General features: G+C 60.4%; 23 protein-coding genes and 1 tRNA gene. 23 read left to right on the top strand and 1 reads right to left on the bottom strand.

Annotated features, from left to right (window positions below):
* The first annotated feature begins 8 nt into the window (after window positions 1-8).
* The 12 genes from AC0CW1_RS06475 (at window position 9) to AC0CW1_RS06420 (ending at window position 13,591) form a co-directional block, all read left to right on the top strand.
* Window positions 9-1,040 carry an NAD(P)H-dependent glycerol-3-phosphate dehydrogenase gene (locus tag AC0CW1_RS06475; RefSeq protein WP_488182264.1) on the top strand — a complete coding sequence of 344 codons (1,032 nt, stop codon included), beginning with the start codon at window positions 9-11 and terminating at the stop codon, window positions 1,038-1,040.
* 985 nt (window positions 1,041-2,025) lie between these two features.
* The gene (aroF, locus tag AC0CW1_RS06470) at window positions 2,026-3,039 is read left to right on the top strand and encodes a 3-deoxy-7-phosphoheptulonate synthase (protein ID WP_488182263.1); all 1,014 of its coding nucleotides are present in this window, start codon (window positions 2,026-2,028) and stop codon (window positions 3,037-3,039) included.
* 299 nt (window positions 3,040-3,338) lie between these two features.
* Entirely contained in the window at window positions 3,339-4,817 is a 1,479-nt protein-coding gene (spoIVA, locus tag AC0CW1_RS06465) for a stage IV sporulation protein A (RefSeq protein WP_488182262.1), read from the top strand.
* Window positions 4,818-4,940: 123 nt separating this feature from the next.
* Complete coding sequence (locus AC0CW1_RS06460) at window positions 4,941-5,537, top strand: flavodoxin family protein (protein WP_488182261.1); 597 nt, start codon at window positions 4,941-4,943, stop codon at window positions 5,535-5,537.
* A 70-nt stretch (window positions 5,538-5,607) separates the two neighbouring features.
* Window positions 5,608-6,615, top strand: coding sequence for a deoxyguanosinetriphosphate triphosphohydrolase (locus tag AC0CW1_RS06455; RefSeq protein WP_488182260.1), 1,008 nt, complete (start codon window positions 5,608-5,610; stop codon window positions 6,613-6,615).
* Between the two features lie 204 nt (window positions 6,616-6,819).
* Entirely contained in the window at window positions 6,820-8,832 is a 2,013-nt protein-coding gene (gene dnaG, locus AC0CW1_RS06450) for a DNA primase (protein ID WP_488182259.1), read from the top strand.
* Window positions 8,829-9,944, top strand: coding sequence for an RNA polymerase sigma factor RpoD (gene rpoD, locus AC0CW1_RS06445; RefSeq protein WP_488182258.1), 1,116 nt, complete (start codon window positions 8,829-8,831; stop codon window positions 9,942-9,944). Before dnaG ends, rpoD begins: the two co-directional genes overlap by 4 nt.
* 124 nt (window positions 9,945-10,068) lie before the next feature.
* Window positions 10,069-10,143: transfer RNA gene (locus tag AC0CW1_RS06440), tRNA-Ile, on the top strand.
* 169 nt (window positions 10,144-10,312) lie between these two features.
* Window positions 10,313-11,116, top strand: a complete 804-nt coding sequence (locus AC0CW1_RS06435; protein ID WP_488182257.1) for a tRNA (adenine(22)-N(1))-methyltransferase — start codon at window positions 10,313-10,315, stop codon at window positions 11,114-11,116.
* Window positions 11,092-12,249, top strand: coding sequence for a Nif3-like dinuclear metal center hexameric protein (locus AC0CW1_RS06430; RefSeq protein WP_488182256.1), 1,158 nt, complete (start codon window positions 11,092-11,094; stop codon window positions 12,247-12,249). The genes AC0CW1_RS06435 and AC0CW1_RS06430 overlap by 25 nt, the downstream gene beginning before the upstream one ends.
* A gap of 31 nt (window positions 12,250-12,280) precedes the next feature.
* On the top strand, window positions 12,281-12,892 hold the full coding sequence (locus AC0CW1_RS06425) for a metallophosphoesterase family protein (protein ID WP_488182255.1): 612 nt from the start codon (window positions 12,281-12,283) through the stop codon (window positions 12,890-12,892).
* 18 nt (window positions 12,893-12,910) lie between these two features.
* Complete coding sequence (locus AC0CW1_RS06420) at window positions 12,911-13,591, top strand: DUF1405 domain-containing protein (RefSeq protein ID WP_488182254.1); 681 nt, start codon at window positions 12,911-12,913, stop codon at window positions 13,589-13,591.
* 195 nt (window positions 13,592-13,786) lie between these two features.
* Here AC0CW1_RS06420 and AC0CW1_RS06415 read toward each other — a convergent pair whose 3' ends face one another.
* On the bottom strand, window positions 13,787-13,966 hold the full coding sequence (locus AC0CW1_RS06415; RefSeq protein ID WP_488182253.1) for a protein sspF: 180 nt from the start codon (window positions 13,964-13,966) through the stop codon (window positions 13,787-13,789).
* A 167-nt stretch (window positions 13,967-14,133) separates the two neighbouring features.
* Between AC0CW1_RS06415 and mobA the strand changes: the two genes are divergently transcribed.
* The 11 genes from mobA to AC0CW1_RS06360 all read left to right on the top strand — a co-directional run bounded on the left by mobA (window position 14,134) and on the right by AC0CW1_RS06360 (window position 25,021).
* Window positions 14,134-14,745, top strand: coding sequence for a molybdenum cofactor guanylyltransferase (gene mobA, locus AC0CW1_RS06410; RefSeq protein ID WP_488182252.1), 612 nt, complete (start codon window positions 14,134-14,136; stop codon window positions 14,743-14,745).
* Between the two features lie 188 nt (window positions 14,746-14,933).
* Entirely contained in the window at window positions 14,934-15,764 is an 831-nt protein-coding gene (fdhD, locus tag AC0CW1_RS06405; RefSeq protein ID WP_488182250.1) for a formate dehydrogenase accessory sulfurtransferase FdhD, read from the top strand.
* On the top strand, window positions 15,761-17,092 hold the full coding sequence (locus tag AC0CW1_RS06400) for a molybdopterin molybdotransferase MoeA (RefSeq protein WP_488182249.1): 1,332 nt from the start codon (window positions 15,761-15,763) through the stop codon (window positions 17,090-17,092). Before fdhD ends, AC0CW1_RS06400 begins: the two co-directional genes overlap by 4 nt.
* 41 nt (window positions 17,093-17,133) lie before the next feature.
* Window positions 17,134-17,628 (top strand): molybdopterin-guanine dinucleotide biosynthesis protein B, encoded by a 495-nt coding sequence (gene mobB / locus AC0CW1_RS06395; protein WP_488182248.1) that lies wholly within the window; start codon window positions 17,134-17,136, stop codon window positions 17,626-17,628.
* A gap of 391 nt (window positions 17,629-18,019) precedes the next feature.
* A complete protein-coding gene (locus AC0CW1_RS06390) occupies window positions 18,020-18,592 on the top strand; it encodes a 4Fe-4S dicluster domain-containing protein (protein WP_488182247.1) in 573 nt (190 codons plus the stop codon).
* The gene (locus AC0CW1_RS06385; RefSeq protein ID WP_488182246.1) at window positions 18,589-19,470 is read left to right on the top strand and encodes a CoB--CoM heterodisulfide reductase iron-sulfur subunit B family protein; all 882 of its coding nucleotides are present in this window, start codon (window positions 18,589-18,591) and stop codon (window positions 19,468-19,470) included. The genes AC0CW1_RS06390 and AC0CW1_RS06385 overlap by 4 nt, the downstream gene beginning before the upstream one ends.
* 13 nt (window positions 19,471-19,483) lie before the next feature.
* Complete coding sequence (locus AC0CW1_RS06380; protein ID WP_488182245.1) at window positions 19,484-21,466, top strand: 4Fe-4S binding protein; 1,983 nt, start codon at window positions 19,484-19,486, stop codon at window positions 21,464-21,466.
* 215 nt (window positions 21,467-21,681) lie between these two features.
* Entirely contained in the window at window positions 21,682-22,080 is a 399-nt protein-coding gene (locus tag AC0CW1_RS06375; RefSeq protein ID WP_488184099.1) for a hydrogenase iron-sulfur subunit, read from the top strand.
* On the top strand, window positions 22,077-23,048 hold the full coding sequence (locus tag AC0CW1_RS06370) for a 4Fe-4S dicluster domain-containing protein (protein ID WP_488182244.1): 972 nt from the start codon (window positions 22,077-22,079) through the stop codon (window positions 23,046-23,048). The genes AC0CW1_RS06375 and AC0CW1_RS06370 overlap by 4 nt, the downstream gene beginning before the upstream one ends.
* A gap of 73 nt (window positions 23,049-23,121) precedes the next feature.
* Window positions 23,122-24,132, top strand: coding sequence for a 4Fe-4S dicluster domain-containing protein (locus tag AC0CW1_RS06365; RefSeq protein WP_488182243.1), 1,011 nt, complete (start codon window positions 23,122-23,124; stop codon window positions 24,130-24,132).
* Window positions 24,125-25,021, top strand: coding sequence for an FAD/NAD(P)-binding protein (locus AC0CW1_RS06360; RefSeq protein WP_488182242.1), 897 nt, complete (start codon window positions 24,125-24,127; stop codon window positions 25,019-25,021). The genes AC0CW1_RS06365 and AC0CW1_RS06360 overlap by 8 nt, the downstream gene beginning before the upstream one ends.
* The last annotated feature ends 256 nt before the right edge of the window (window positions 25,022-25,277 follow it).

Genomic DNA, 25,277 nt, shown 5'->3' with positions numbered 1-25,277 from the left:
TTCATCACATGCAATCAGAAAAAGTCGCTGTACTCGGCGCTGGCAGTTGGGGCACCGCTCTGGGTCGCTTGCTGGTGCAGCAGGGGAAACAGGTGTACCTCTGGTCCCGCCGGGTTGACCTGGCCAAGGATATCAACAGCTACCGGGAAAATCGCCGCTATCTGCCGGGCGTTCTGCTGCCGGCCAAGGTTCGCGCCTATGCCGATGTGGATGAGGTGCTCAAAGACGCCGCCACGATCGTGCTGGCTGTTCCTTCCGCTGCCTTGCGGGAGATGGCGGCGCTGATCCGTGAAAAGGCGCCAAGCGATGCCTTGATCATCAGCACCGCCAAGGGGATCGAGCCGGAGACGCTCAAGCGCCCTTCGGAGATCCTCCGCGAAGAGCTTCCCAAGGAATTGGCTGACCGCGTCGTCGTCCTCTCCGGTCCCAGCCATGCCGAAGAGGTGGCTCGCGACATCCCCACGACGGTTGTCGTGTCGGCGGAACAGCGGGCCGTGGCCGAACAGGCCCAAGACCTGCTGATGCGGCCCAATTTCCGTGTCTATACAAACCCCGATCTGCTCGGCTTGGAACTGGGCGGTTCCCTGAAGAACATCATCGCCCTGGCCTGCGGCGTCGCCGAAGGTTTGGGTTTTGGCGATAACACCAAGGCAGCCCTGGTCACCCGCGGTCTGGCCGAGATCATCCGCCTGGGCACGGCCATGGGCGCCCGGGAGACCACCTTTGCCGGCCTCGCCGGTCTGGGCGACCTCGTCGTCACCTGCACGAGCAAACACTCCCGGAACATGCGCTTCGGCAGCTTCCTGGGCAAGGGCAAATCGGTGGAAGAATCGCTGGCCCTCGTCGGACAGACGGTGGAAGGCATCCGCACGACCCACGCCGCCTACCAGATGGCCCGCGAAAAGGGTGTCGAGATGCCGATCACCGAAGAATGCTACCGTGTGCTCTTTGAAGGGGCTTCTCCTGCTGACGCCGTCGGGACGTTGATGGGCCGCCTGAAGACCCATGAGGTGGAGGAAGGCGTCGAAGGCTGGAATTAATGTAGGTCGCTATCGAAATCGTACTGGAACGGTGCTGGAACAGAGCGGCGGAAAAAATAAAGTCTGGAAATGATTTTTCGGGAATGCCCTTGCATTGCCAAAAAACATATGGTAGAGTATATCCAACTTCACAATGACAACGGCGATGACAGAGAAAAGTAGGTCGGCCCCAGCCTTACAGGGAGGAAACGCCATAGACTGAGAGCGTTTTCATCGCATGACGGACTGAAGTTCCCTCTGGAGCTGCCGGCTGAAACCGCCGCAACCCCTGGTTGCCGTGGCGCGTAGGTCAGGCCGTAGACTTCCGACGTTACCTGGAAGGGAGTATCGGAACGACGTTCCCGTACTCTGCATGGAGGTGGATCCCTCTTTTCTTCGGAAAAGCAGGATCAACCAGGGTGGTATCGCGAGAGCACAACGCTTTTCGTCCCTGTAGGGATGAAAGGCGTTTTTTGTTTCTACAGCGTTTTACCCACAACGGGCGATGGCCCCGTTGGCCGTAAGGCCATCCTCTTCATGCAGTTTAGTCGCTTCGTTTTCCCGTACTCTTTTTGTAAATGAGCGGCCCGCACGTTTTATCCGTGCGGTCAACCAGGGTGGTACCGCGGATGCCCCGTAGCATTCGTCCCTAACAAGGGACGGCTACGGGTTTTTTGTTTTCACAACGCCAAACCAATCCAAAAGGATTAATCCCAAACGGAGTTGCTCCAAAGGAGGAAGTGGGGCGCATTGGTCTGCGAGCGGTTTGGGCGAAGCGGCGAATAGCGAGCGCAGTTGCGCAGCGTCGGGAGCGCCATCGACATGCAGAAAAACTCCAAAGCCTTTGACGCGACCAGCGGAGCAGCGGAGCGAGCCGCCGCGCAGCCCTTAGCGAGCAGACCAATGCGCCCCCGCCCGAAGCGCTGATTCCCATCCACAAGAGACCATTGTTTATATCCGAAAAACCAAAAACCCGAAACGGTACAAAAAAGAGGAGGAATACGCCATGGTCATCGTCATGACCCCCCACGCCACCCAAGCCCAAATCGAAAAAGTCAACCAGGTCCTCTCCGAATACGGTTTTGCCGGACACATGATCACCGGGGTGAACCGCATCGTCATCGGTGCAGTCGGCGACCGCCAGGCTATCGCCTCATTAGGGTTAGAGACGCTTGCAGGCGTAGAAAAAGTGGTCTCCATCCGCCGCCCCTATAAGCTGGTCAGCCGGGAGGCCAAAGAAGAGAATACGATCGTTTATGTCAAAGATGTCGCTATCGGCGGCGACGACGTCACCGTCATCGCCGGTCCCTGTGCCATTGAGAGCGTCGAGCAGGTGATGAGGGCTGCCGAAGAAGTGCGCCGGTGCGGCGGGAAGATCCTGCGTGGCGGTGCCTTCAAACCGCGCACATCGCCCTACGCCTTCCAAGGACTTGAGGAAGAGGGGCTCAAAATCATGCGGATCGCTGGCCGGTTCGCCGGTCTGCCGACGGTGAGCGAGGTCATCGACGAGCCCAGCCTGGAACTGGCTTGCCAGTATCTCGATATGGTCCAGATCGGCGCACGCAACATGCAGAACTTCCGTCTCCTCCAGGCCGTCGGACGCGCCCGCATCCCTGTGATCCTCAAGCGGGGCCTGTCGGCCACCATCGAGGAGTGGCTGATGGCCGCCGAATACATCCTCTCGGAAGGTAACAGCCAGGTCATCCTCTGCGAGCGGGGCATCCGCACCTATGAGACGGCGACTCGCAACACCCTCGATCTGAGCGCCATCCCCCTGGTGAAAGAGCTTTCCCACCTACCGATCCTGGTCGATCCCAGCCATTCCACCGGCGCATCAAGATTGGTTAAGTCGATGTCGAAGGCGGCCGTCGCCGCCGGCGCTGACGGCCTGCTGGTGGAGGTTCACCCCGAGCCCTGCCGCGCCCTCTGTGACGGCCCCCAGTCTCTTGATCCCGAAGGATTCGAGACACTGATGAAGGAGCTGAAACCTGTCGCTCATGCGGTGAATCGTCAACTTTAATGGGGGAGGTTCACGAAAAAAGGCGCCTGCAATCCTGCTCTAACGGAGAGAAATTGCAGGCGTTTCTTCTTTTGGTTCTAGCGGATACTCCCGCAACATAACCATACAAATGGGGCCTCTGTGGCGGAGGTTTTTGGGTTGGACGGGATTCTTCGGTTTTCCCCGCCATAGAACAGTCATACGGACACGCAGGGGCTCATATAAATTTTAGCGTTAAGGCCTGTCAACGGAAATTTTTGGGGTGGAGACCCAACCGAGCGGCCAGGGCCAAACAGTCCGATAAGGAGGGGAAAACCGCGATGGAGAAACTGGATATTTTCCGTGATATCAGTGACCGCACCGGAGGCGACATCTATATCGGGGTGGTAGGCCCGGTCCGCACGGGTAAGTCCACCTTTATCAAACGTTTCATGGAACATCTCGTGTTGCCCAACATCAAGAACATCCATGACAAGGAGCGGGCTCGCGATGAGCTCCCGCAGTCCGGCGCCGGGCGCACGATCATGACAACGGAGCCGAAGTTCATCCCCAATGAAGCGGTGGAGATCGGCGTCAAAAACGGCCTCAAGATGCGGATCCGCATGGTCGACTGTGTGGGCTACACCGTCGATGGCGCCCTTGGTTACGTGGAAGAGGAAGGTCCGCGGATGGTGATGACACCCTGGTCGGAAGCGGAGATGCCCTTCCAGGACGCCGCCGAGATCGGCACACGCAAGGTGATCGCCGATCACTCCACCATCGGCCTCGTCGTCACCACCGACGGATCGATCACCGAACTGCCCCGCGATGCCTACATGGAAGCGGAGGAACGGGTGATCGAAGAACTGCGGGAACTGCACAAGCCCTTCGTTGTCATCTTGAACTCCATGCGGCCCCATTCTCGCGACACAGCGGAACTGGCCTACACCCTGGAGGGCCGCTATCAGGTACCTGTACTGCCATTGAACGTATCGGAATTGAATCAGGATGACATCCTGAAACTTCTGGAAGAGGCGCTCTACGAATTCCCCGTCACCGAGGTGAACGTCAACCTGCCGCTCTGGATCGAGGAACTGGATGTGAAACATACGATGCGGCAGAAATTCGAAAACGCCGTCCGCGATACGATCTCCCAGGTGAAACGCCTGCGCGACATCGACATCGCCGTAGAGACGCTGGGCGAATATGACTTCGTAGAAGAGGTCTTCTTGCAGCAGATGAACCTGGGGACGGGCGCGGCCTCCATCGAAATGACGGCGCCAGACAGCATGTTTTATACGGTGCTCCAGGAAGAGAGCGGCTTTACCATCTCGGGCGAACACGACCTGCTGCGCCTGATGAAGGAATTGTCCAAGGCCAAGCGCGAGTATGACAAGGTGGCGACGGCCCTGGAGGATGTGCGGCAAAACGGCTACGGCGTCGTCAACCCGAGCCTGGAAGAGATGTACCTGGAAGAGCCGGAGTTGATCAAGCAGGGGAACCGCTTTGGCGTCAAGCTGAAAGCGAGCGCGCCATCGCTGCACATCATCCGCGCCGACATCACCACCGAGATCACGCCCATCATCGGAACCGAAAAACAGTGTGAGGAACTGGTCCGCTACATCCTCGAAGAGTTCGAAGAGAATCCCCAGAAGATCTGGGAATCCAACATATTCGGAAAGTCGCTCCATGACCTGGTCCGGGAGGGCGTCCAGAACAAGCTGCAGCGCATGCCGGAGAATGTGCAAGGGAAATTGCAGGAGACATTGCAGCGCATCGTCAACGAGGGCAATGGCGGCCTGATCTGCATCATCATCTAAAGAAAAAGCCGGGAAGGAAAGCCCGGCTTTTTTCCTTGTGACCTTTGGAAGGGAATCGAAGGGTACGGGTAGTATTAGGTATTATCAATGATCAGTAGAAGGTGAAAGGGGAATGGGTTTCTCATGAAGATAGCACTGGTGAACGGAAGTCCCAACCGGTCGGGGAACACGGCGGCATTGCTCGACGCTGCTGCGGAAGAGATCGTCAAGGCTGGCGCAGAGGTGCGCCGGATTGAGGTAGCCGAGGCGCTTGATGACGCCCGCTGGCCTTTTTGCACGGCCTGTTCGACGCCTTGCACAGGCGCCTGCTTTTTAGGAACCGCCCTCGAAGAGGCTTTTTCCGAGATTACGAGCGCCGATGGTGTCATCGTCGGCAGCCCAGTCTATTTCGGAACAGTGAGCGCTCAGTTGAAAGCCTTTTTTGACAAGACCCGCCGGCTCCGTGGGCAAAAAGCCTGGCTTGGCATCCCCGGCGGCGCTGTCACCTGTGGGGCCTCCCGGTTCGGGGGCCAGGAGACGACGATCCGGGCGATCCATGACATGATGCTGGTACAGGGTATGACCCTTGTCGGCGACGGTTATCTTGAAGATGATTGCGGTCACTTCGGGGCTTCGGCGCAAAAACCGGCTGAAGCTGACGCCGACGGCCTCAAACGGGCGCGGATCCTCGGTCGCCGGGTTGTCGAGGCGGCTCGGGCTTGCTCTTGCAGGAAAAGCTAAACAAAAAGTCCTTCTCATCGTCTGTCAACGGACACCGGGGCGTGGCCCCCTGGTTGAGCGAGGTGTGATCATGATTCTTCGGGAAGAACTGGAGCAGCGGGAAGAGAGTCTCTTATCTCTCTATGCAGCCAAGAGCGCCCAGAGCAAGGGGCGGTTGAAACCGGAAGAGGAATGCGCCATGCGGACGGCATTTCAGCGCGACCGGGATCGGATCATCCATTCCAAGTCCTTCCGGCGGCTGAAGCATAAAACCCAGGTCTTCATCTCCCCGGAAGGGGATCACTTCCGCACCCGCCTGACCCACACCCTGGAGGTGGCCCAGATCGCCCGGACCATCGCCCGGGCGCTGGGGCTCAACGAGGATCTGACCGAGGCGATCGCCCTCGGTCATGACCTGGGCCATACCCCCTTCGGTCATGCCGGGGAAGACGCTCTGGACAAGACGCTCAAGGAAGGGTTTTCCCATGCCCGGCAGAGCCTGCGTGTCGTCGACACGTTGGAACAGGGGGTGGGATTAAACCTGACCTGGGAGGTCCGCGACGGGATCGTCAACCATTCGAGCAGCGGCAAGCCAAACACGCTGGAGGGGCAGATCGTCCGCTGGGCCGACCGCTTCGCCTACATCAACCACGACATCGACGACGCCATCCGGGGCGGCATCATCGGCGAAAAAGACCTTCCAGCCGACTGCATCAGCGTCCTCGGCGGCAATCACCGCTCCCGGATCAACAGGATGGTCATGGACATGGTGCGCGCCTCCTGGGATCAGCCGGAGATCCGACTCAGTCCTGAGGTGGAGGAAGCGACGCTGAAGCTGCGGCGCTTCATGTTCAACGAGGTCTATATCGGTTCCCGGGCCAAGGCGGAAGAGAGTAAGGCGAAGGAACTGATCTTTTCCCTGTTCCGCTACTTCAAGTACAACCCGCGGGCCATGCCCCAGGAGTATCAGGACATGATCGAGACCGAGGGGATGGAGCGGGCCGTCGCCGATTACATCTCTGGCATGACCGACCGCTTTGCCGTCAAGGTCTATGAACGGCTTTTTCTGCCCTCGCCCTGGCTTAACCGCTGGGATTAGAACCCCGGGAGGGTAGGTATAATATAGAGGAGTCGGGGCATACGAACGGGAACCGGTAAAAAAGTGTCGAATCTCTGGAGGAAATGTCAACTCCGCCGCGAATAACAAGAAAGGATTTCAGGCTGCTGCAAAGCGGGAGAAGAGCAAAGCGGGAGAAGAAGGATTTAAGCGCCAGACGGCGAATGCATGATGGGGTGATGGTTTTTGCGAGATCCCCAGATCGTCGATGAGATTCGCCATCGTTTGGATATTGTCGAAATTGTGGCGGATTACGTGGCGCTGAAACGGCAGGGCGGGCGGTATGCTGGGCTCTGCCCCTTTCACTCCGAAAAGACACCGTCTTTTACCGTATCGCGGGATAAGCAATACTTCCATTGCTTCGGTTGTGGTACGGGTGGCGATGTCTTTACCTTTGTTATGCTCCGTGAGAACCTGACCTTTCCGGAAACCCTCAAAAAGCTGGCCGAACGTGCCGGCGTCACTCTCCCGGAACAGAAGTTGACACCGACCCAGCAGGCCCAGCGCACAGCCGTCGAACGCGGGCGGTCGCTCCATAAGCGAGCGGCGGAACTGTACTTCCAATGCCTGCGGGAGGATGGGCGGGCGCGCGCGGCTCGGGAGTACCTGGCCCGCCGGGGTGTGAGCGACAGCGTCGCTGTGGATTTCGGACTCGGTTTTGCGCCGCCGGGATGGGAGTTTCTTGCCACCCGATTACAGCAAGAAGGATATCTCCCGGAAGAGTTGGAACGGTTCGGTTTGATTGTGCCCCGTCAGGGGGGAGAGGGCCACTATGACCGCTTCCGCAACCGGATTATCTTTCCGATATTTGACGCCCAAGGGCGTCCGGTCGCCTTTGGCGGCCGCGTCCTCGACGACGAAGTGCCCAAGTACCTCAACTCGCCGGAAACACCCCTCTACAAGAAAGGGCAGCACCTCTACGGCCTGAACAAGGCTGGTCCCGCCATCCGGGAAAAAGGGGTGGCCGTTCTGGTCGAGGGGTACATGGACGTCATCGCTTGTCACCAGCATGGCATCCGGCAGGCAGTAGCCAGCCTCGGCACGGCCATGACGCCGGAGCAGGGCCGCCTGCTTCTCCGTTACGGACCCCGGGTGCTGATCTGTTATGACAGCGACCGGGCTGGTATCGAAGCGACGGTGAAGGCCGGCGAGATCTTGACCGGTCTGGGGGCGCAGATCCATGTGCTGACCCTGCCGGAAGACAAGGATCCGGACGAGTACCTGCAGCGCCACGGCGCCGACAGCTTCTGGCTGGCGGCGGAACAGGCGCCGCCCTTTTTCACCTTCTGCTTTTCCCGCGTCGCCGCCGGTCAGGACTTATCGTCCGCTGCCGGCAAGGTGACAGTCGTTCGCGAACTGGCGTCGCTCTTGCTGGCGATTCCCAGTCCGGTGGAACAGGAGGCCGACATTCAGTGGTTGGCCAGGGAACTGCGGATCTCCGAAGCGGCGGTGATGGAAGAAGTCCGGGGACACGCCCGCAATACCCGATCGCCGGGGATGAGAAAGGAAAATATTAGACATACTATTTCTGCTTCTGCCCCCGCCTGGAATGCCGGGGAACCTGAGAGGCCGACGATGGCCGGTGAGGTCGGGGGAACCGGTTTTAACGCGACAGCCGGCCCTTTCGGGGTGGCAGGCAGCGCTGGCGGAGCCGCTGGGGCGGAGCAACGACAACATAGTGCAAACCGACAAGAACAGGCCTGGCGTTATCTCCTTTACTGGATGATCGGGGACCCCGACCGGGTCCGCTGGGTCTTTGAACGGTTGGGTGAGGAAATCCCCCAGGTCGAAGGTCCTCTCGGTGAAATCCTTGCCGCCTTGACGGCTGTATGCGATGAAGGCGGCGGAGGTGCTCTGACCGGCCTACTGACCGGCCGGGTGGCGGATCGCCTCTCTTCCGACAGCGCCAGGGGATACCTGAGCGCGCTGTTGGTGGAGGACATCCTCTGCCAGGAACCGGTGATAGAAGATTGCATCAATACACTGCGATATGGATGGTTGACAGAAGAAATCGCCAGCTTGGAAAGCCAGGTAGACGCTTTTTCCCGGAGCGGTGACATGGAGGCGATGCAGCGGTTGCTGCCCCGCCTGTCGAAGTTGCAACAAGCCCGTAGCCGGGCGGCGCGCAGACAGGGCGCCATGCCTTTTGGCGGTCGATTGGATCAACGGCCCTGGTACAAGGGGGGGAACCACGGATGAAGGAAGAGCAGAAAGAAGAACAGGTAGAACAAGTACAAAAAGTAAAAGACCTGATTGCCAAAGGGAAGAAAAAAGGGGTCCTCACCTACCAGGAGATCATGGACGCGCTGCAAGGTGTCGAGATGACGGCAGACCAAGTCGATGATATCTATGAGCAATTGGGCAACATGGGAATCGATGTGGTGCCGGACAACACCGAGGCCGAATCCTTGGATAAGGCTGAAGAACCAATCATCCGGGAAGAGGAAGAGATTGAAGTCGATTTGTCCGTGCCAGAAGGTGTGGGCATCGACGATCCCGTCCGCATGTACCTCAAGGAGATCGGACGGGTGCCCCTGCTGTCGGCGGAAGAGGAGATCGACTTGGCCAAGCGGATGGAAGAAGGCGATGAGGCGGCCAAACGGCGCCTGGCCGAAGCCAACCTGCGGCTCGTCGTTTCCATCGCTAAGCGCTACGTGGGACGCGGCATGCTCTTCCTGGACTTGATCCAGGAAGGCAACCTGGGCTTGATCAAGGCGGTCGAAAAGTTTGATTACCGCAAAGGGTACAAGTTCTCCACCTATGCCACCTGGTGGATCCGGCAGGCCATCACCCGGGCCATCGCCGACCAGGCACGGACGATCCGCATCCCGGTTCATATGGTGGAGACGATCAACAAATTGATCCGCGTGTCCCGCCAACTTCTTCAGGAGTACGGACGGGAACCGTTGCCTGAGGAGATCGCCAAAGAGATGGATATCCCGGTAGAACGGGTGCGGGAGATCATGAAGATCGCCCAGGAGCCCGTCTCCTTGGAAACGCCCATCGGCGAAGAAGAAGATTCCCACCTCGGCGATTTTATCGAAGACCAGGATGCCCCGGCGCCGGCGGAAGCGGCCTCCTTCATCCTGCTCAAGGAGCAATTGGAAGAGGTACTGGAAACACTGACAGCGCGGGAGATGAAGGTGCTCCGCTTGCGCTTCGGACTCGATGATGGCCGCTCCCGCACCCTCGAAGAGGTCGGCCAGGAGTTCGGCGTCACCCGCGAACGGATCCGTCAGATCGAGGCCAAGGCGTTGCGCAAGCTCCGCCATCCCAGCCGGAGCAAAAAGCTGAAGGACTATCTGGATTAGGATGCGCTGCTTTGTATGCCCCAAAGACTCGATTGGATGCAATTGGGGCATTGACCACGGCCGGCTCTTTGCGTATAATCGAATAGACGCTTTTTATGGCATCCCCCACCTGGGGATGTCGAACGGGCCTATAGCTCAGCGGTAGAGCGGCCGGCTCATAACCGGTTGGTCCCAGGTTCGATCCCTGGTGGGCCCACCACATACACATCTTCGCCCGTTTGCCTGACCGGCAGACGGGTTTTTGCTTTTTCACGGGCCTGCTTTTTGTTTTTTTCGCCCCAGTTTATCTGCCTGTTTCCGACCCCTTTTTCTCATCGGTGAAGAATTGATGATTGAGAAGTATAGACGATTGCGAAGGATGGATTCTCTTGGAACTGAGCCCTCGACTGCAACGGCTGGCGCAGTTAGCGCTACCTGGCAAGCCGCTCGCCGATATCGGCACCGATCACGCCTATATTCCGGTCCACCTGATCAAAAGCGGCACCATCCCGCATGCGGTGGGGGTGGATGTACATCCCGGCCCGCTGGAAGCGGCGCGCCTGCATGTGGCCGCCTATGGCGTCAAAGACAAGGTCGACATCCGGGCCGGCGACGGATTGGCGCCGTTGCAACCGGGTGAGGTCGGCACGATCGTCATCGCTGGCATGGGCGGCGGCACCATGCAGACCATCTTAACCGAAGGCGACGCCTCCGGCAAACTGGCTGGCGTCAGCCGCCTCATCCTGCAGCCCCTCGAAGGCGCCGGCGAACTGCGGCGCTGGCTCCATCACCGGGGATGGCGGATCATCGATGAGGATCTGGTGGCCGAAGGGCCTCGCATCTATGAGGTGATCATGCTGGAACCGGGTGAACCAGGCGCCCACTCTGAACGAGTGGACATGGCCGGGCTGGAACGGGATGGGCATGTCCATACAGAAAGTATCGGGATGATCTTCGGTCCTGAAACGAATGAGGCAGCCGAGGAACTCTACTGGGATTTAGGCCCCCTGCTGCTTGCTCGGCGGCATCCGCTGCTGCTCCCGGTCGTCGAAAAACGGATGGAGCGGGAAAGGCGGGCCCTTGCCGGCCTTCAACAGGCCCGGCAGCCGGACGAGGCGAAGATGGAACGGATCGGATCCCGCATCAAGGCCTTAGAAAGGGTGAAAGCATGGCTATTGCTTGCGCGCGCATAATTGAATGGATCGAAGGGCTGGCGCCGAAAGGGTTGGCTGAAGATTGGGACCATGTGGGGCTCCAGGTGGGCGATCCCGCTCGCCCCGTGGAGAAGGTCTATGTAGCCCTTGACGTGGACGAAGGGGTCGTCCAAGCGGCGGTGGAACAGGGTTGCCAGATGATCGTGGCTCACCATCCGCTGCTCTTCAAACCGGTCAAGGCACTGCGCTGGGATCAACCGCAGGGACGGTTGCTCAAAGCCATCATCGACGCCGATCTGCAGGTCTATGCCGCCCATACCAACCTTGATTCGGCCCGGGGCGGCGTCAACGACATCCTGGCCAGAAGACTCGGCCTGGAGGCGATTGAGCCGCTCTTTGATGATAAACAGGAGGAACTGGTCAAGATCGCCGTCTTCGTCCCGGTCGAGCATGAGGCGGCAGTCCGCCAGGCCATCGGCGACGCCGGCGCAGGACATATCGGCAATTACTCTCATTGCAGCTTCCGCAGCGCTGGGAAGGGGACTTTTTTGCCCCTCGAAGGGACGAATCCCTTCATCGGCGCCAAAGGTGTCTTGGAAGAGGTAGAAGAGCTGCGCTTGGAGACGATCGTCCCCAAAAAAGCGTTGAACCGCGTCTTGAAGGCGATGCTGAAGGCCCATCCCTATGAAGAGGTCGCCTATGACCTCTATCCGTTGCTGAACACCGGCGAAAAGACCGGCCTCGGGCGCATGGGCCGCTTGCCGGAACCGGCCACGATCGAAGAGGTGGCCGAGCGAATTAAAAAGAGCCTCGCCGTGGGCCGGGTTCGCTGGACCGGCGCCGACAAGGGGCGGCGGGTGGAGAAGATCGCCGTCTGCGGCGGCTCCGGCGCATCGGCCATCGCCCGCGCCCATTTTAAAGGCGCACAGGCGCTCATCACCGGCGACATCAAGTATCATGAGGCCCAGTCGGCCCAGGCTCTGGGGATCGATCTCTTTGACGCCGGTCATTTTGCCACCGAACAGCCTGTCTTGGAGGCGCTGGCCGCCTACCTGGAAGAGAGGGCGGCCCGGGAAAAGGCCACGGCGCGGGAAAAGGGGACGGTTCGAGAGAAATCACGTCTCCAGGTGATCGTCCATCGGGAGAGTCAGGATCCTTTTACTGAACTGTAGTCGCTCAGCCGGAAAGGGAGGAGAGTGGACCATGCGATACGGAATCCTCGCCGATGCGCACGGAAAGCCGGAGGCGCTGCAAAAGGCTTTGCGCCTGCTGCACGATGTGGACCGCATCATCTTTCTGGGGGATGTTCCGGGATACCGTGACACCGATGGCATGCCCGAGTGCTTGCAGGCTTTGGCGGCCGAAGGTGCCCTGGCGGTGCGGGGCAATTGTGACGCCTACATGCTGTCCCACCGGCGGCCGCCGGAGATCCCGGTGCCCCTTTGGGATTACTACGCCGCCTGGCCCGAGGAGATCGTCGACGGCGACCTGCTCTTCGTCCATGGCGGCCCGCGCGATCCTCTCCATGAGCGGGTGAATGGGGAGGAGGCGGCCTGGCGAAACTTCCGCGTCCGCGACTTTGCCGTCTGTTTTCATGGCCATGAGCACCGAGTCACCGCCTTTGCCTGCCGAAACGATGGCCACATCGAGACGGTGGCCTTGCCGGAGACGGGGCTCTATACCCTGGATCCCGGCAAACGCTACATCATCGGCGCCGGCTCGGTGGGAAAGCCGAAAGATGAACGGCGGGGCAGCGTTGTTCTCTATGACAGGGCGAAAGGGCTGATCCGGGTGGAGCGGTTTGCGATCGACTAAGGGGGAAACGATGTAGATATGACGAGACAACGAACGTGGCAGGATCATCCCCTGGTTGCCTGGCTCTTTTCTTCGGAGGCGACAATGGCGCTGATCGCCGTCAACTTCCTGGGGACCCTCTACGGCTTCTGGTGGTACCGCATGCAACTGGCGGAGACAGGGCTTCACCTCTGGCCGTTGGTGCCGGACAGCCCGCTCGCCTCGGGAGACTTCACACTTCTGCTGGCGCTATTGCTGCTGGGGATCCGCTGGCCCTGGCTGGAGTGCTTGGCGCCGGTCGTCCTGGTCAAGTACGGGCTCTGGGCGGTGATCATCAATATCGATGCGGCCCTGATAGCCGGACCGACCTGGGAGAACTGGATGCTCGGCCTGTCCCACTTCGGCATGGCCCTCCAGGCGCTCCTCTTCTGGCCGCGATTGCGCTACTCCCGGCAGGTCTGGGCCGCCGTGGCCGCCTGGGTCCTCTTCAATGATTTTGCCGATTACCGGTGGGATATTTACCCTTACCTCTTCGATCCCAGTCAATACGATCTGGCCCTGGTGAGCGCGGTCCTGCTCTCGGCGCTCTCCCTCGGCTTAGGCGCTTATTTTGCCTCTTCCTTTTCCGGTCTCGGCCTGGCCGAGCCCTCATCACGGATCAACCAGTTGCCGAGCATCGGCGTCAGCGCCACCAACAGCAAGCTCCAGAGCCTGAAGTAGATTGTATACTGGATCGATGCGGGAAAAAAGCCTTCCGGACAAACTGAGACACGAAGGGCCGCCCCAGCCACCGGGCCAAGCCGAAGCAGGGCAAGGCTAAGGCGAGGGGCCCCCTCTCCTGTCAAAAAGGCAAATCATGCAGATAAGGCAAAGCCAGAGCAGGATTGCTGATCCGCTCTGGCCGGCGCGTGATGGTCAAGCTTGGGGAGCCGTCACGGAGCGTTCGGCCCTTTCGATGGCGGCCCGGACGAGGCTGCCGGCGTTCTGGGTGGTGACGCCGCCCCAACCTTCCCGTTCGACCACATCGGCGAAGCCGAGTTCCCGAGCGAGTTCATACTTGAGCTGCTCTGACATGACGGGTCTGCGACGCGCCATAGGCCGCCTCCCTTCATTAGTCACACGCCGCTGTTAGTTTTCGGCGCATTCGATGGCTTTATCCCTTTTGCGGATGCCTTTGCGGGGAGTAGCGAAGCGAAAGGAAGGGAAGCGACGGGCAGGTTTTTCAGAGTACGAGGATCGGGGGGGATCGAGAAACGAGCAGCATGCACGCAGCGGCCATCATCCTGTCGGGCGGACGCAACTCCCGGATGGGCCGCAACAAGGCCTTCGTCGCTGTCCATGGAAAATCGATCATCGCGCAGATCATCGAGAAACTCAGGCCGGTGGTGGCCGAAATCATCGTTGTAACCAACAACCCCGATGATTACCGGCATCTGAACGTTCGATTGACACAGGACATCATCCCTGCCAAGGGTCCTTTGAGCGGCATCCACGCCGGTTTACTCGCCTCCCCTTACCGGGATAACATCGTCTTCGCCTGTGACATGCCTTTCGTCGAAGCGCCGCTGGCTCAGGCGCTGCTGGAACTGGCCCCTGGCTATGATGTGGTCGTCCCCCAATGGCGCGATTACCTGCAGCCCCTGTTCGCCGTCTACGCAAAAACTTGCATTCAGCCCATCGAGGCCTGCTTGCACAGCGATATCCGCAAAATCATCTCCTTCTACCCCCAGGTCCGCGTTCGCTATGCCGGAGAAGCCTTGCTGTGCCGGTGGGGCGATCCGGAGCGGATCTTCTTCAATGTCAACACGCCGGCCGATCTGGCGGCGGCGGAAGGGGTCGCCCACGTTGTGACGGAAAATAGCGTTAGGACCTAACATAAGGTTCTCTGGGAAAGATCACGCGCGGACGAAATGCGTCGCGGTGGGAAGGAGGTAGAAGCGGTGGAAGAAGGTCCGGCAGAAAAAAAAAAGCAAAGGGGCAAGAGGCGAATGACCGGCGGGTCGAACGCATCATAGCCTTGCGCGTCACTGTCCCGGAGTTGACGGGAACAGGAGCGATCGGCTTGGGACGAGTCGCGAGTTGTGTGGAGGAACAAGTCGAAAATGGAACTGAGGAACGAATTGCGGAATGCGTCGAAGAACGCGTCGAGCGGGAGGAGCAGCTCGTCCGGGAGTGGCCCCTGACCCTCTATCTGAACGGAGAGGAACTGGTCACCCTGCTGGCCAGCCCGGAACATATGGAAGACCTGGCAGTCGGCTTTCTGGCTGCCGAGGGCTTTCTCCAAGGGGCGGAACAAGTGAAAGCCCTGCGGGGAGACTACGAAAACGGGCAGGTTTTTGTGGAAGCCGAGTCCGTCCGGACGGCCGGCAAGACATTCATGAAGCGATATATCACGACCGGCTGCGGCAAAGGCGTCACCTTTTACGATGTGACCGACGCCCGCCACGCACGCAGCCTCGAAGCTGTCGGAACAGCCGTCACGGCCGGACAACTCCTATCGCGCATGGCCGAAATGCAAGCCCTTTCCGGCCTTTATCGCGAGACGGGCGGCGTCCATTCGGCGGCCCTTTGCGAGACGGACCGGCTCCTGCTCTACCGGGAGGACATCGGTCGCCACAACGCCGCCGACAAGATCGCCGGCGCCTGTCTGCGTGAACAGATCGCCACAGACGACAAGCTGTTCCTGACATCAGGCCGGATTTCCTCCGAGATTTTGCTGAAGGTGGCCAAGATGGGCATCCCCCTGATCGCCTCCCGTTCGGCCCCGACAGACGTAGCCGTCCGGCTGGGCGAGCAGTTGGGGATGACGGTCGTCGGATTTGTGCGGGGAAAGCGGATGAACGTGTACAGTCACCCCTGGCGCATCACCGGAGGGGAGGAGGGTGAACGGTGAGGGAGGAGGAAGCGCGGCAGGCCGGTCACTATGGCCGGGTGTTGATCCCGCTGGAAGAGGCGCGAGCGTTGCTCCTGGAAAAAATAACGCCGCTGCCTGCAGAGGCCGTCTCCCTTATCGACGCCCAGGGCCGGACGATCGCCGGAACGGTTCGGGCGCAAGCGGCCTTTCCCGCCTTCGACCGGTCGGCGTTGGACGGTTACGCCGTCAAGACTTGCGACCTTGCCAAGGCCTCGCCGGAGCAGCCCGTCGAACTGGTCCTCTTAGAAGCGGTGCCGGCCGGCTACCAAGCCACCCAACCGGTCACTGCCGGAAGGACGATCAAGGTGATGACGGGAGCGCCGTTGCCGGAGGGGGCTGACGCGGTCGTCGGTCATGAATGGACCACCGCCGGATCGGAGAAGGGTTTAACAAAGATCGGCGCAGCAGACAATCGCTTCGCAGAGAATCATGCAGGCACAGTTGTCTTTTTCCATCAACCGGTTCTCCCTGGACAGGGCATCGCCCCGAGCGGGGAGGAATACCGCCCCGGCGAAGTGGTTCTTCCGGCGGGAACGGTTATCGGCGCGCCGGAGATGGGCCTTTTAGCAGCCCTGGGTTGCGACCCCGTCCTTGTGCGCCGAAAGCCCCGCATCGGCCTCATCGGCACGGGCGATGAACTTTGGGAAGGAAAGGGGACGCCGCCTCGCGGCAAAATCCGCCCGACCAACGTCTACGCACTGGCTGCCTTGGTGAGGGAGGCCGGCGGCGAGCCGGTCCTGTTGGGGACGGCAGTCGATCAGCAGGAGACTGTCGCCGCCGCCTTCCGCGCCGGTTTGGAAGCCGGACTGGACATGATCCTTTCCACCGGCGGCGTTTCGGCGGGCGATCACGACGTGGTCAAGGATGCCCTCCACGCGATGGGCGCGGAGATGCTTTTTTGGAAGGTGGCAATAAGACCCGGAGCGCCCGCCGTCGCCGCTTCCATGGAAGGGCGGTTGCTCATCGGCCTGTCGGGCAACCCGGCCGGAGCGGCCATCCTCTTTTTGCTGCTGGTAGCGCCAGCGATTGCGGCGCTGTCCGGTCGTTCATGGACGTTACCCCAATCGACAACTCTGCTGGCTGCCCCTTTGACAAAGCGCAAGGGATTGCGCGGCTTTTTGTGGGGGCAGGCGGAGGAGCGGGAGGGGCGGCTTAGGGTCAAACTGCTGGAAAACCAGAAGTGTGGCGGCATGCGATCTTTTTTGGAAAGCAACTGCCTGGTGGAGGTCCCTGCCGGCGTCCAGGACTGGCCGGCCGGACGGGAGACGACCGTCTTTTGGCTGCCCAAGCGGAACAGCTACATATAACCAAGGCAAAGTAAGTAGGGAAAAAAGGGGAGAAGGCCCACATGCAGAACATCCCTGTGTTATCCATCGTCGGAACCTCTGACTCAGGCAAAACGACGCTGCTGGAAAAGCTGCTGCCGGAACTGAAGCGGCGCGGCTACCGGGTGGCGACGATCAAGCATGACGTCCATGGCTTTGACATCGACAAACCGGGCAAGGACACCTGGCGCCACGCCCAGGCCGGCGCCGATGTGGTCGTCATCGCGTCCCCCGGCAAGGTGGCCATGATCGAGAAAACTGAGCGGGAACGCGCTCTCGACGAGGTCATCGCCCGCATCGTCGATGTAGACATCATCCTCACCGAGGGGTATAAACGGGGTAACAAACCGAAGATCGAGGTTTACCGCGCCTGCATGGAGCGAGAATTGCTTTGCAGCCCTGAGGAACTGGTGGCGATCGCCTCGGACACCCCCTTTGACATCGGCGTTCCCTGCTGCGACATCAACAACGCCGCCGGACTCGTCGACATCATTGAAAAGACATTCTTACAGAAGTAATTCATAGAGGAACAAAATTCAACGAAAGCTCGTCCGATTCGCGGAGCGAGCTTTTTCTTTTCTTCCCTATCCTACAACAGCTGTATGGAAATAAGAAGCATCCAAAAGCAGCAAGCCTCATCCTTGTTTCTACTATTTTGATGTTATAAAATAAAGGCACAGCGGCGCCAATGACCGAAAAATACCACATTCGCTTAGTGAAAATGATTACTTTCAGATTAGAGGGAAAACTGCGCCAAGCATCGAATCAACGATCAAACAAATGACAGCACTGAAGTTTCACCTTGCCAAGGGCTTCGGTTCCAGCAACTCGCATGTATTATGTATACAAAGCGAGTCCGCCTGGTTTTTTTTATGTGGCTCATTCTTCAAACCGACGGGAGGTCGTTTTATGGGACCGGTCCAACTCTCCACGACGGTGGTGTCCAGCCAGGGCTTTCGTGACCGCTTAAAAGAGGCCTATGGCGCCGACATCTCCCTTTGCTACCAGTGCGGCAAGTGTTCGGCAGGATGCCCGGCGGCGTTCGCCATGGAACACACGGTCCGCCAGATCATCCGGATGGTCCAGGCAGGCCTCATTCAGGAAGCCCTCCACACTTACAGCATCTGGGCCTGCGCCGGCTGTGAGACCTGCTCCAGCCGCTGCCCGCGCCAGGTCGACCCGGCCAAGGTAATGGAAGCGCTGCGTATCGAAGCGAAAAAGCAGGGCCTCGTTTCCGACCAGGAGGCCGACCTCTTTCACGACCTGTTCCTGCAATCGGTCCAAAGCAACGGACGCCTGCACGAGGTGGGTCTGATGGCCCGCTTCAACATTCTCTCTCGCCAGCTCTTCAAGGACGCCCTTCACGCGCCGGGCCTCTTGAGCCAGGGCAAGTTGAGCATCCTGCCTCATAAAAACCAGAACCCGGACGCGGTGGCCCGCATCTTCGCCAACGTCAAGAAGAAGCGAGGTGGCAACAAGTGAGATACGGACTCTACCCCGGCTGCTCGGCCAGCGGCACCGGCATCGAATACGGAATGTCGACGAAAGCCGTCGCCCGCCGCCTCGGCATCGAACTCGTCGAAATCCCCGACTGGAACTGCTGCGGCGCTTCGTCGGCCCACAACCGCGACCACCTGCTCAGCATCGCCCTGCCGGCGCGCAACCTCGCCCTGGCCGAGCAAGCGGGGCTCACCGATATCGCCATCCCTTGCGCTGCCTGCTACCAGCGGATGAAGGCCTCCGAACGGGCCGTCGCCGACGCAGCCGAGCGCCGCGACGTGGCCGAGGTCATCGAGATGGAGATCAAAGGCACGGCCAAGGCCCGGGCGCTCTTGGAGGTCTTCGCCAACGACCTGGATCCCGAGACGCTCCAGAAGGCCGTCGTCAAGCCGCTGAACGGCCTGAAAGTCGCCTGCTATTACGGCTGCCTGCTGGTGAAGCCCGCCGATCTGGCCATCGACAGCCCGGAAAACCCGATGATGATGGACCGCCTCATCTCGGCCCTGGGCGCCACGCCGGTGGAATGGCCCTACAAGACCGAGTGCTGCGGCGGCAGCCTCGCCATCACCCGCCCCTATGCGGCGGTGGGCATGACGGCCCAAGTGCTCAAATACGCAAAGTTAGCCGGCGCCGACTGCATCGCCACGCCCTGCCCGCTCTGCACCTCCAACCTGGATATGCGCCAGAAAGAGGCGGAGAAGGTCCTCGGCATGGAACTCGGCCTGCCGATCTACTATTTCACGGAACTGATGGGCGCGGCCTTCGGCCTGCCTGCGGAAGAACTGGGCATCAACCGTCACTTTACAGAGGCGACGGCCCTGATCAAAAAACCGGCTGCCCCGGCCCCGGCGGAGCGGTGAGGAGGGAAACGGCGTGAAACGAATCGGGGTTTTTGTCTGTCATTGCGGCACCAACATCGCCAACACGGTCGACTGCGCCAAAGTCGCTGAAAGCGCCAAAGATTTTCCCGGCGTCGTCTTCGCCTGCGACTATAAGTATATGTGCTCCGAACCGGGCCAGGTGATGATCCAGGAGGCCATCCGCGAACACAACCTGGACGGCTACGTCGTCGCCGCCTGCTCCCCGCGCATGCACGAACCGACCTTCCGCAAGTGCGCCGAGCGGGCCGGCATGAACCCTTATATGGTGGAACAGGTCAACATCCGGGAGCAGTGCTCTTGGGTCCACGCCGACAAGACCAAAGGGACCGACAAGTCCATCGACATCACCCGCATGGGCGTGGCCAAGGTGGCCAAAAACGAGCCCCTCTTTTCGACGACCATCCCCGTGACCAAGCGGGCCCTCGTCATCGGCGCCGGCATCGCCGGCATCCAGGCGGCCATCGACATCGCCGACGCCGGCTACCCCGTGACCCTTTTGGATCGGGAGCACTCCATGGGCGGCAAAATGGCCCAGGTCGACAAGACCTTCCCGACCCTCGACTGCTCGGCCTGCATCCTGACGCCGAAGATGGTCGAGGCGGCCCAACACCCCAACATCGAGATCGTCACCTACGCCGAGGTGCAGGCTGTCGACGGCTTCGTCGGCAATTTCGATGTGACCATCCGCAAGAAAGCCCGCTATGTGGACGTGGACAAGTGCACCGGCTGCGGCCTCTGCTCGGAAAAGTGCCCGAAAAAGGTTTCTTCCGAGTTTGAGATGAACCTGGGCACGCGCAAGGCCATCTATGTGCCCTTCCCCCAGGCGGTGCCGAACAAGCCCGTCATCGACGCCAAAAACTGCCGCTACCTCTTGGAGGGCAAATGCGGCGTCTGCAAAAAAGTCTGCCCCACCGGCGCCGTCGACTTTGAACAAAAAGACGAGCTCATCGTCGAGCGCTTCGGCTCCATCGTCGTCGCCACCGGTTTTGACCAGTTCGACATCTCCCAGTATGAAGAGTACGGCGCCGGCCGCATCCCCGACGTGATCACCGGCCTGCACCTGGAGCGCCTGATGAACGCCTCCGGCCCCACCATGGGCAAGATCAAGCGCCCCTCCGACGGCAAAGTCCCCGAAAAGATCGTCTTTATCAAGTGTGTCGGCTCCCGCGATGAGGCAAAGGGCCGCCCCTACTGTTCCCGGGCCTGCTGCATGTATGTAGCCAAGCACGCCACGCTGATCAAAGAGAAGATCCCCACATCGAAGTCCTACATCTTCTATATGGATGTGCGCACCGCCGGCAAGAACTACGAAGAATTCTACGCCCGCACCCAGAACGAGTACGACGCCCAGTACGTCCGGGGCCGCGTCTCGAAGATCTTCCAGGCGGGCGACAAATTAATTGTACGCGGCGAAGACTCCCTGCTCGGCCGCCCCGTCGAGATCGAGGCCGACCTGGTCGTCCTGGCCGCCGGCATGGACCCGCAGCAGGACGCCAAGGACCTGGCCCGCACCCTCGGCATCTCCTACGACCAGCACGGCTGGTTTACGGAAGCCCATCCCAAGCTGCGTCCGGTGGAGACCCACACGGCCGGCATCTTCCTGGCCGGCGCTTGCCAGGGGCCGAAAGACATCCCCGACTCGGTCGCCCAGGCCTCGGCGGCTGCCGTCAAGGCGGCGGGCCTTCTCTCGAAAAAAGAACTGACGGCGGAAGCCCAGACGGCCCGCTGTGACGAAGCCTACTGCTCCGGCTGCGGCCTCTGCGTCTCCATCTGCCCCTACAAGGCGATTGAACTGAAGTCGATCAGCGAGCGGGTCCACGGCGGCACGCGCGAGCGCAAGGTCTCCAGCGTCAACCAGGGCCTCTGCCAGGGTTGCGGCGCTTGCTCCGTCGCCTGTCCCTCCAGCGCCATGAACCTAAAAGGCTTCAGCAACGATCAAATTCTCGCGGAGGTGGATGCCCTGTGTCAGCGGTAGATGAGAAAAAAGTGAACGCGGCGGGGCAGGGGGCCGGCGGTCAAAACGCCGCCGCCGCAGCCTGTGGGACCTGTGCGAGCGGCGCTGCCCCCGCTACGGGTTCTGCCGGGACGGCCAGCGCCTCCCGCGCAGCCAGCGCCCCCGGCGCAGGCGACTCCCGCGCAACCGGACTCTCCGGCGCGACGAGTGCGCCTGATCCTAACTGGGAGCCCAACATCGTCGGCTTCGCCTGCAACTGGTGCACCTACGCCGGCGCCGACCTGGCCGGCCTCTCGCGGATGCAATACCCCCCGAACGTGAAACTGATCCGGGTCCCCTGCTCGGGCCGGGCCAACCCCCAGTTCGTGCTGCGGGCCTTTCAAAAAGGCGCTGACGGCGTCCTCGTGGCCGGCTGCCACCCCGGCGACTGCCACTACGCCACCGGCAACTACTTCACCCGCCGCCGCTTCCTGCTCTTCCAGCGGCTCCTTGAATTCTCCGGCATCGACCCGCGCCGCTTCCAGGCCCGCTGGATCTCGGGGGCGGAAGCGCCCAAGTTCCGCGACGTAGTCACCCAGATGGCGGAAGAGGTGAAGGCCCTCGGGCCGAACCGGAAGCTGAGGGAGGAGCTATGAGCGACAACATGCGCGATATCAACGCGAAACTGACCCAGGAGATGGGCGACCTCGCCCGGGAACTGCTCGCCTCCGGCGAAGTGAAGGGCCTCTTCGGCTGGACCAAGGGCAGCCGCTGGTACCTGACCCCGCCGGTCTTCATCACGAAGCCGGAAGAAGCCGACCGGCTCTGTTATGACGAATTCGCCGTCAATAACCTGACGGGCCTGCTCTTGGATTTTCGCGACAGCCAGGACAAGATCGCCATCTTCGTCAAGGGCTGCGACAGCCGCGGCATCGTCCGCCTCGTCCAGGACAACCAAGTAAAGCGCGAAAACATCGTCGTCATCGGCGTCCCCTGCCCGGGCATGGGCGACAAGGGCGCGGTCACCGATCCCCGCCAGGCGCAGGAACTGCCCCTCTTGGCCAAGTGCCTCGAATGCCGTTACCCGAACCCGGTCCTGGCCGACCGGACCATCGGCGCGGTGACCGTCACGACCGAGCCTAACGCAGCGCCGTTTGGGGCGACCGCCGAGGCGGCGAAAGGGCGCGGCGTTGGCAGCAAACAGGCGGACCGTTTCGCCCAGGTGGAGGCCATCGAAAAGATGAGCCCCGACGAGCGCTACGCCTTCTGGCAAGGCCAAAACGAAAAGTGCATCCGCTGCTACGCCTGCCGCAACATCTGCCCGGCCTGCAACTGCCGCGAGTGCATCTTCGATTCCGATAAAAAGAACTGGGTCAACAAGGCGGCCACGCCGACGGACAACGCCTTTTTCGGCATCACCCGGGCCATGCATGTGGCTGGCCGCTGTGTCGAGTGCGGCGAGTGCGAGCGCGTCTGCCCCATGGACATCCCGATCATGGCCATGAACCGCAAGCTGATCGGCGATCTGAACGAACTCTTCGGCCCCTATGACGCCGGTGTCAAGGCGGAGGAAAAGCCGCCGCTGGGCGCCTTCAAGCTCGATGATCCGGAAGAGTTTATGTAACGGAAGCGTTTATGTAACGATTTTTCGCAGCGATGCGTTCTTCTAAGGTAAACGGAAGGCAGGTGCAGCATTGTTGAAAGCCTTTCCCAAAGACAAACTGACGGCGGTACTGGACACCCTGGCGAAGCAGGCCACCCTCTGGGTCCCCTCGGTCGTCGCCGGCGTCTCCCGTTTCGCGCCCTACGGCCCCGACCGGGAGGTCCAACTCAGCGCCAACACCGTCATGAGCCCCAAGGGAGCCCTCTTTCCGGCGACGGAAAAGATCTATGAATACAGCGCCTACGGCATCGACGGCGAATTCACGCCCGTCGACCCGTCAGTGGGGCCCCAGATCCTCTTCGGCCTGCGCTCCTGTGACATGCAGGGCATCCTCTGCCTCGACGATGTCTTCCTGACCCGCGGCTATGTGGACGACTACTACGCCAAGAAGCGGGAGGAGGCCACCCTCGTCACCCTGGGCTGCGTCACCCCTGGCCCGGACTGCTTCTGCTATGCCATGGGCGTCAATCCGGCCGAGCATGCAGCCTCGGACGCCCAGCTGTTCGACCTGGGCGACGCCTACGGCATCGCGGCCCGGAGGGCCAAAGGGGAGGCGCTGGTGAGCGCCCTGGAAGCCGCCGGTCTGCTCGTAGAATCGGACAAAGCTCCCCTGCCGACAGGCGACTTTGTCCTGAAGGTCGACGCCGAGGGCGTCACCGAGAAGCTGCAACAGATGTTCGACCACCCCCTCTGGGACGCCTTCAGCCGCAAGTGCCTCAACTGCGGCGCCTGCGCCTATATCTGCCCCACCTGCCACTGCTTCGACATCTCTGATAAGAAGCGCAACGCCCACTGCGGCGTCAAGATCAAGTGCTGGGACACCTGCATGTACTCCGAATACGCCTTGATGGCCGGCGGGCACAACCCACGCCCCTCGAAAAAGGAGCGTGTCCGCCAGCGCTTCATGCATAAGCTCCGCTACTTCCCCGAACGCTACGGCAAACTTCAATGCACCGGTTGCGGGCGCTGCATCGCCAAATGCCCCGTCAACCTGGAGATCACCGACGTGATCCAGCAGGTGAGGGAGGCGAAGATCGATGGCTGATCTTATGAATCACGCGAACGCCGCGAATCCCCTGCCTTTGGCGACAGTGGATGATGTGAAACGCATCAACCCGCTGGTGCCCATGAAGGCGCGGGTGACCCGGATCATCGAAGAGACTTCCGATGTAAAGACCTTCTGTGTCTCCACCATCGGCGAAGACGGCCAACCGGCCGCTCCCTTTCACACCGGGCCGGGCCAATTGGCCATGCTCTCCCTGGCCGGTGTCGGCGAGGCCATGTTCTCGGCCACTGACGCGCCCGATCACCTGCAAATCTCCATAAAAAAAGTGGGCCTGCTCACGGAGCAGCTCCACGAAATCTGCGAAGGTCAGACCGTCGGCATCCGGGGACCTTACGGCAATGGTTTTGACATGGAAGCGATGAAAGGGAAGAACGTCCTCTTCATCGGCGGCGGCATCGGCCTCGCGCCAGTCCGCTCCGTTGTCCGCTACTGTGTGGACCACCGGGAAGACTATGGCAACCTGCACCTGATCTACGGCGCCCGCACCTATGACGACCTGGTCTTCAAATACGACCTCTTCGAGACCTGGCCAAAAGTGCCCGACTTCAAGGTCTCCGTCACCGTCGACCGGGGCGACGACAACTGGAAGGGGAATGTGGGCTTCGTCCCCGCCTTCATCGAACAGTTGTACCCGAGCCCGGAGAACACGGTCTGCATCCTCTGCGGTCCGCCGATCATGATCAAGTTCACCTTGGGCGTCCTCGACAAGCTGGGCTTCACGCCGGAGAACGTCATCACCACCCTGGAGATGCGGATGAAGTGCGGCATCGGGAAGTGTGGGCGGTGCAACATCGGGAGTTGCTTTGTTTGTCTCGATGGGCCGGTGTTTAGTTTGGCGCAGTTGAAGACGCTGCCGAATGAGTATTAATTTTTTCAACAAGCTACTTTTCTTAAGTAGCTTGTTTTTTTTGATACTATAAAGTGATTTAGATATAAATAAGAGAAAACAGTGAGGTGAAAAGATAGGGGTGTATTATCTAAGATTTGAGATGGTGTTCCTGGTAGGGAAGGGGTAGAGAATCAAAAAACGTGTGCTAATTCTTGCCCATAAAAAAAATATTCGAATCGTCATAATACGACAAATTTCCCGCTAATAATCTATTATACTATATTTTATCATGATT

It is taken from the genome of Heliomicrobium sulfidophilum (assembly GCF_057715735.1).
This window is presented reverse-complemented; position numbering and strand designations above follow the sequence as displayed.

Bases quoted from the DNA above. Each gene is read 5' to 3' on its own strand.
- AC0CW1_RS06475 (WP_488182264.1), top strand. From the start codon at position 9: ATGCAATCAGAAAAAGTCGCTGTACTCGGCGCTGGCAGTTGGGGCACC.
- aroF (WP_488182263.1), top strand. From the start codon at position 2,026: ATGGTCATCGTCATGACCCCCCACGCCACCCAAGCCCAAATCGAAAAA.
- spoIVA (WP_488182262.1), top strand. From the start codon at position 3,339: ATGGAGAAACTGGATATTTTCCGTGATATCAGTGACCGCACCGGAGGC.
- AC0CW1_RS06460 (WP_488182261.1), top strand. From the start codon at position 4,941: ATGAAGATAGCACTGGTGAACGGAAGTCCCAACCGGTCGGGGAACACG.
- AC0CW1_RS06455 (WP_488182260.1), top strand. From the start codon at position 5,608: ATGATTCTTCGGGAAGAACTGGAGCAGCGGGAAGAGAGTCTCTTATCT.
- rpoD (WP_488182258.1), top strand. From the start codon at position 8,829: ATGAAGGAAGAGCAGAAAGAAGAACAGGTAGAACAAGTACAAAAAGTA.
- AC0CW1_RS06430 (WP_488182256.1), top strand. From the start codon at position 11,092: ATGGCTATTGCTTGCGCGCGCATAATTGAATGGATCGAAGGGCTGGCG.
- AC0CW1_RS06425 (WP_488182255.1), top strand. From the start codon at position 12,281: ATGCGATACGGAATCCTCGCCGATGCGCACGGAAAGCCGGAGGCGCTG.
- AC0CW1_RS06420 (WP_488182254.1), top strand. From the start codon at position 12,911: ATGACGAGACAACGAACGTGGCAGGATCATCCCCTGGTTGCCTGGCTC.
- AC0CW1_RS06415 (WP_488182253.1), bottom strand. From the start codon at position 13,966: ATGGCGCGTCGCAGACCCGTCATGTCAGAGCAGCTCAAGTATGAACTC.
- mobA (WP_488182252.1), top strand. From the start codon at position 14,134: ATGCACGCAGCGGCCATCATCCTGTCGGGCGGACGCAACTCCCGGATG.
- mobB (WP_488182248.1), top strand. From the start codon at position 17,134: ATGCAGAACATCCCTGTGTTATCCATCGTCGGAACCTCTGACTCAGGC.
- AC0CW1_RS06390 (WP_488182247.1), top strand. From the start codon at position 18,020: ATGGGACCGGTCCAACTCTCCACGACGGTGGTGTCCAGCCAGGGCTTT.
- AC0CW1_RS06370 (WP_488182244.1), top strand. From the start codon at position 22,077: ATGAGCGACAACATGCGCGATATCAACGCGAAACTGACCCAGGAGATG.
- AC0CW1_RS06360 (WP_488182242.1), top strand. From the start codon at position 24,125: ATGGCTGATCTTATGAATCACGCGAACGCCGCGAATCCCCTGCCTTTG.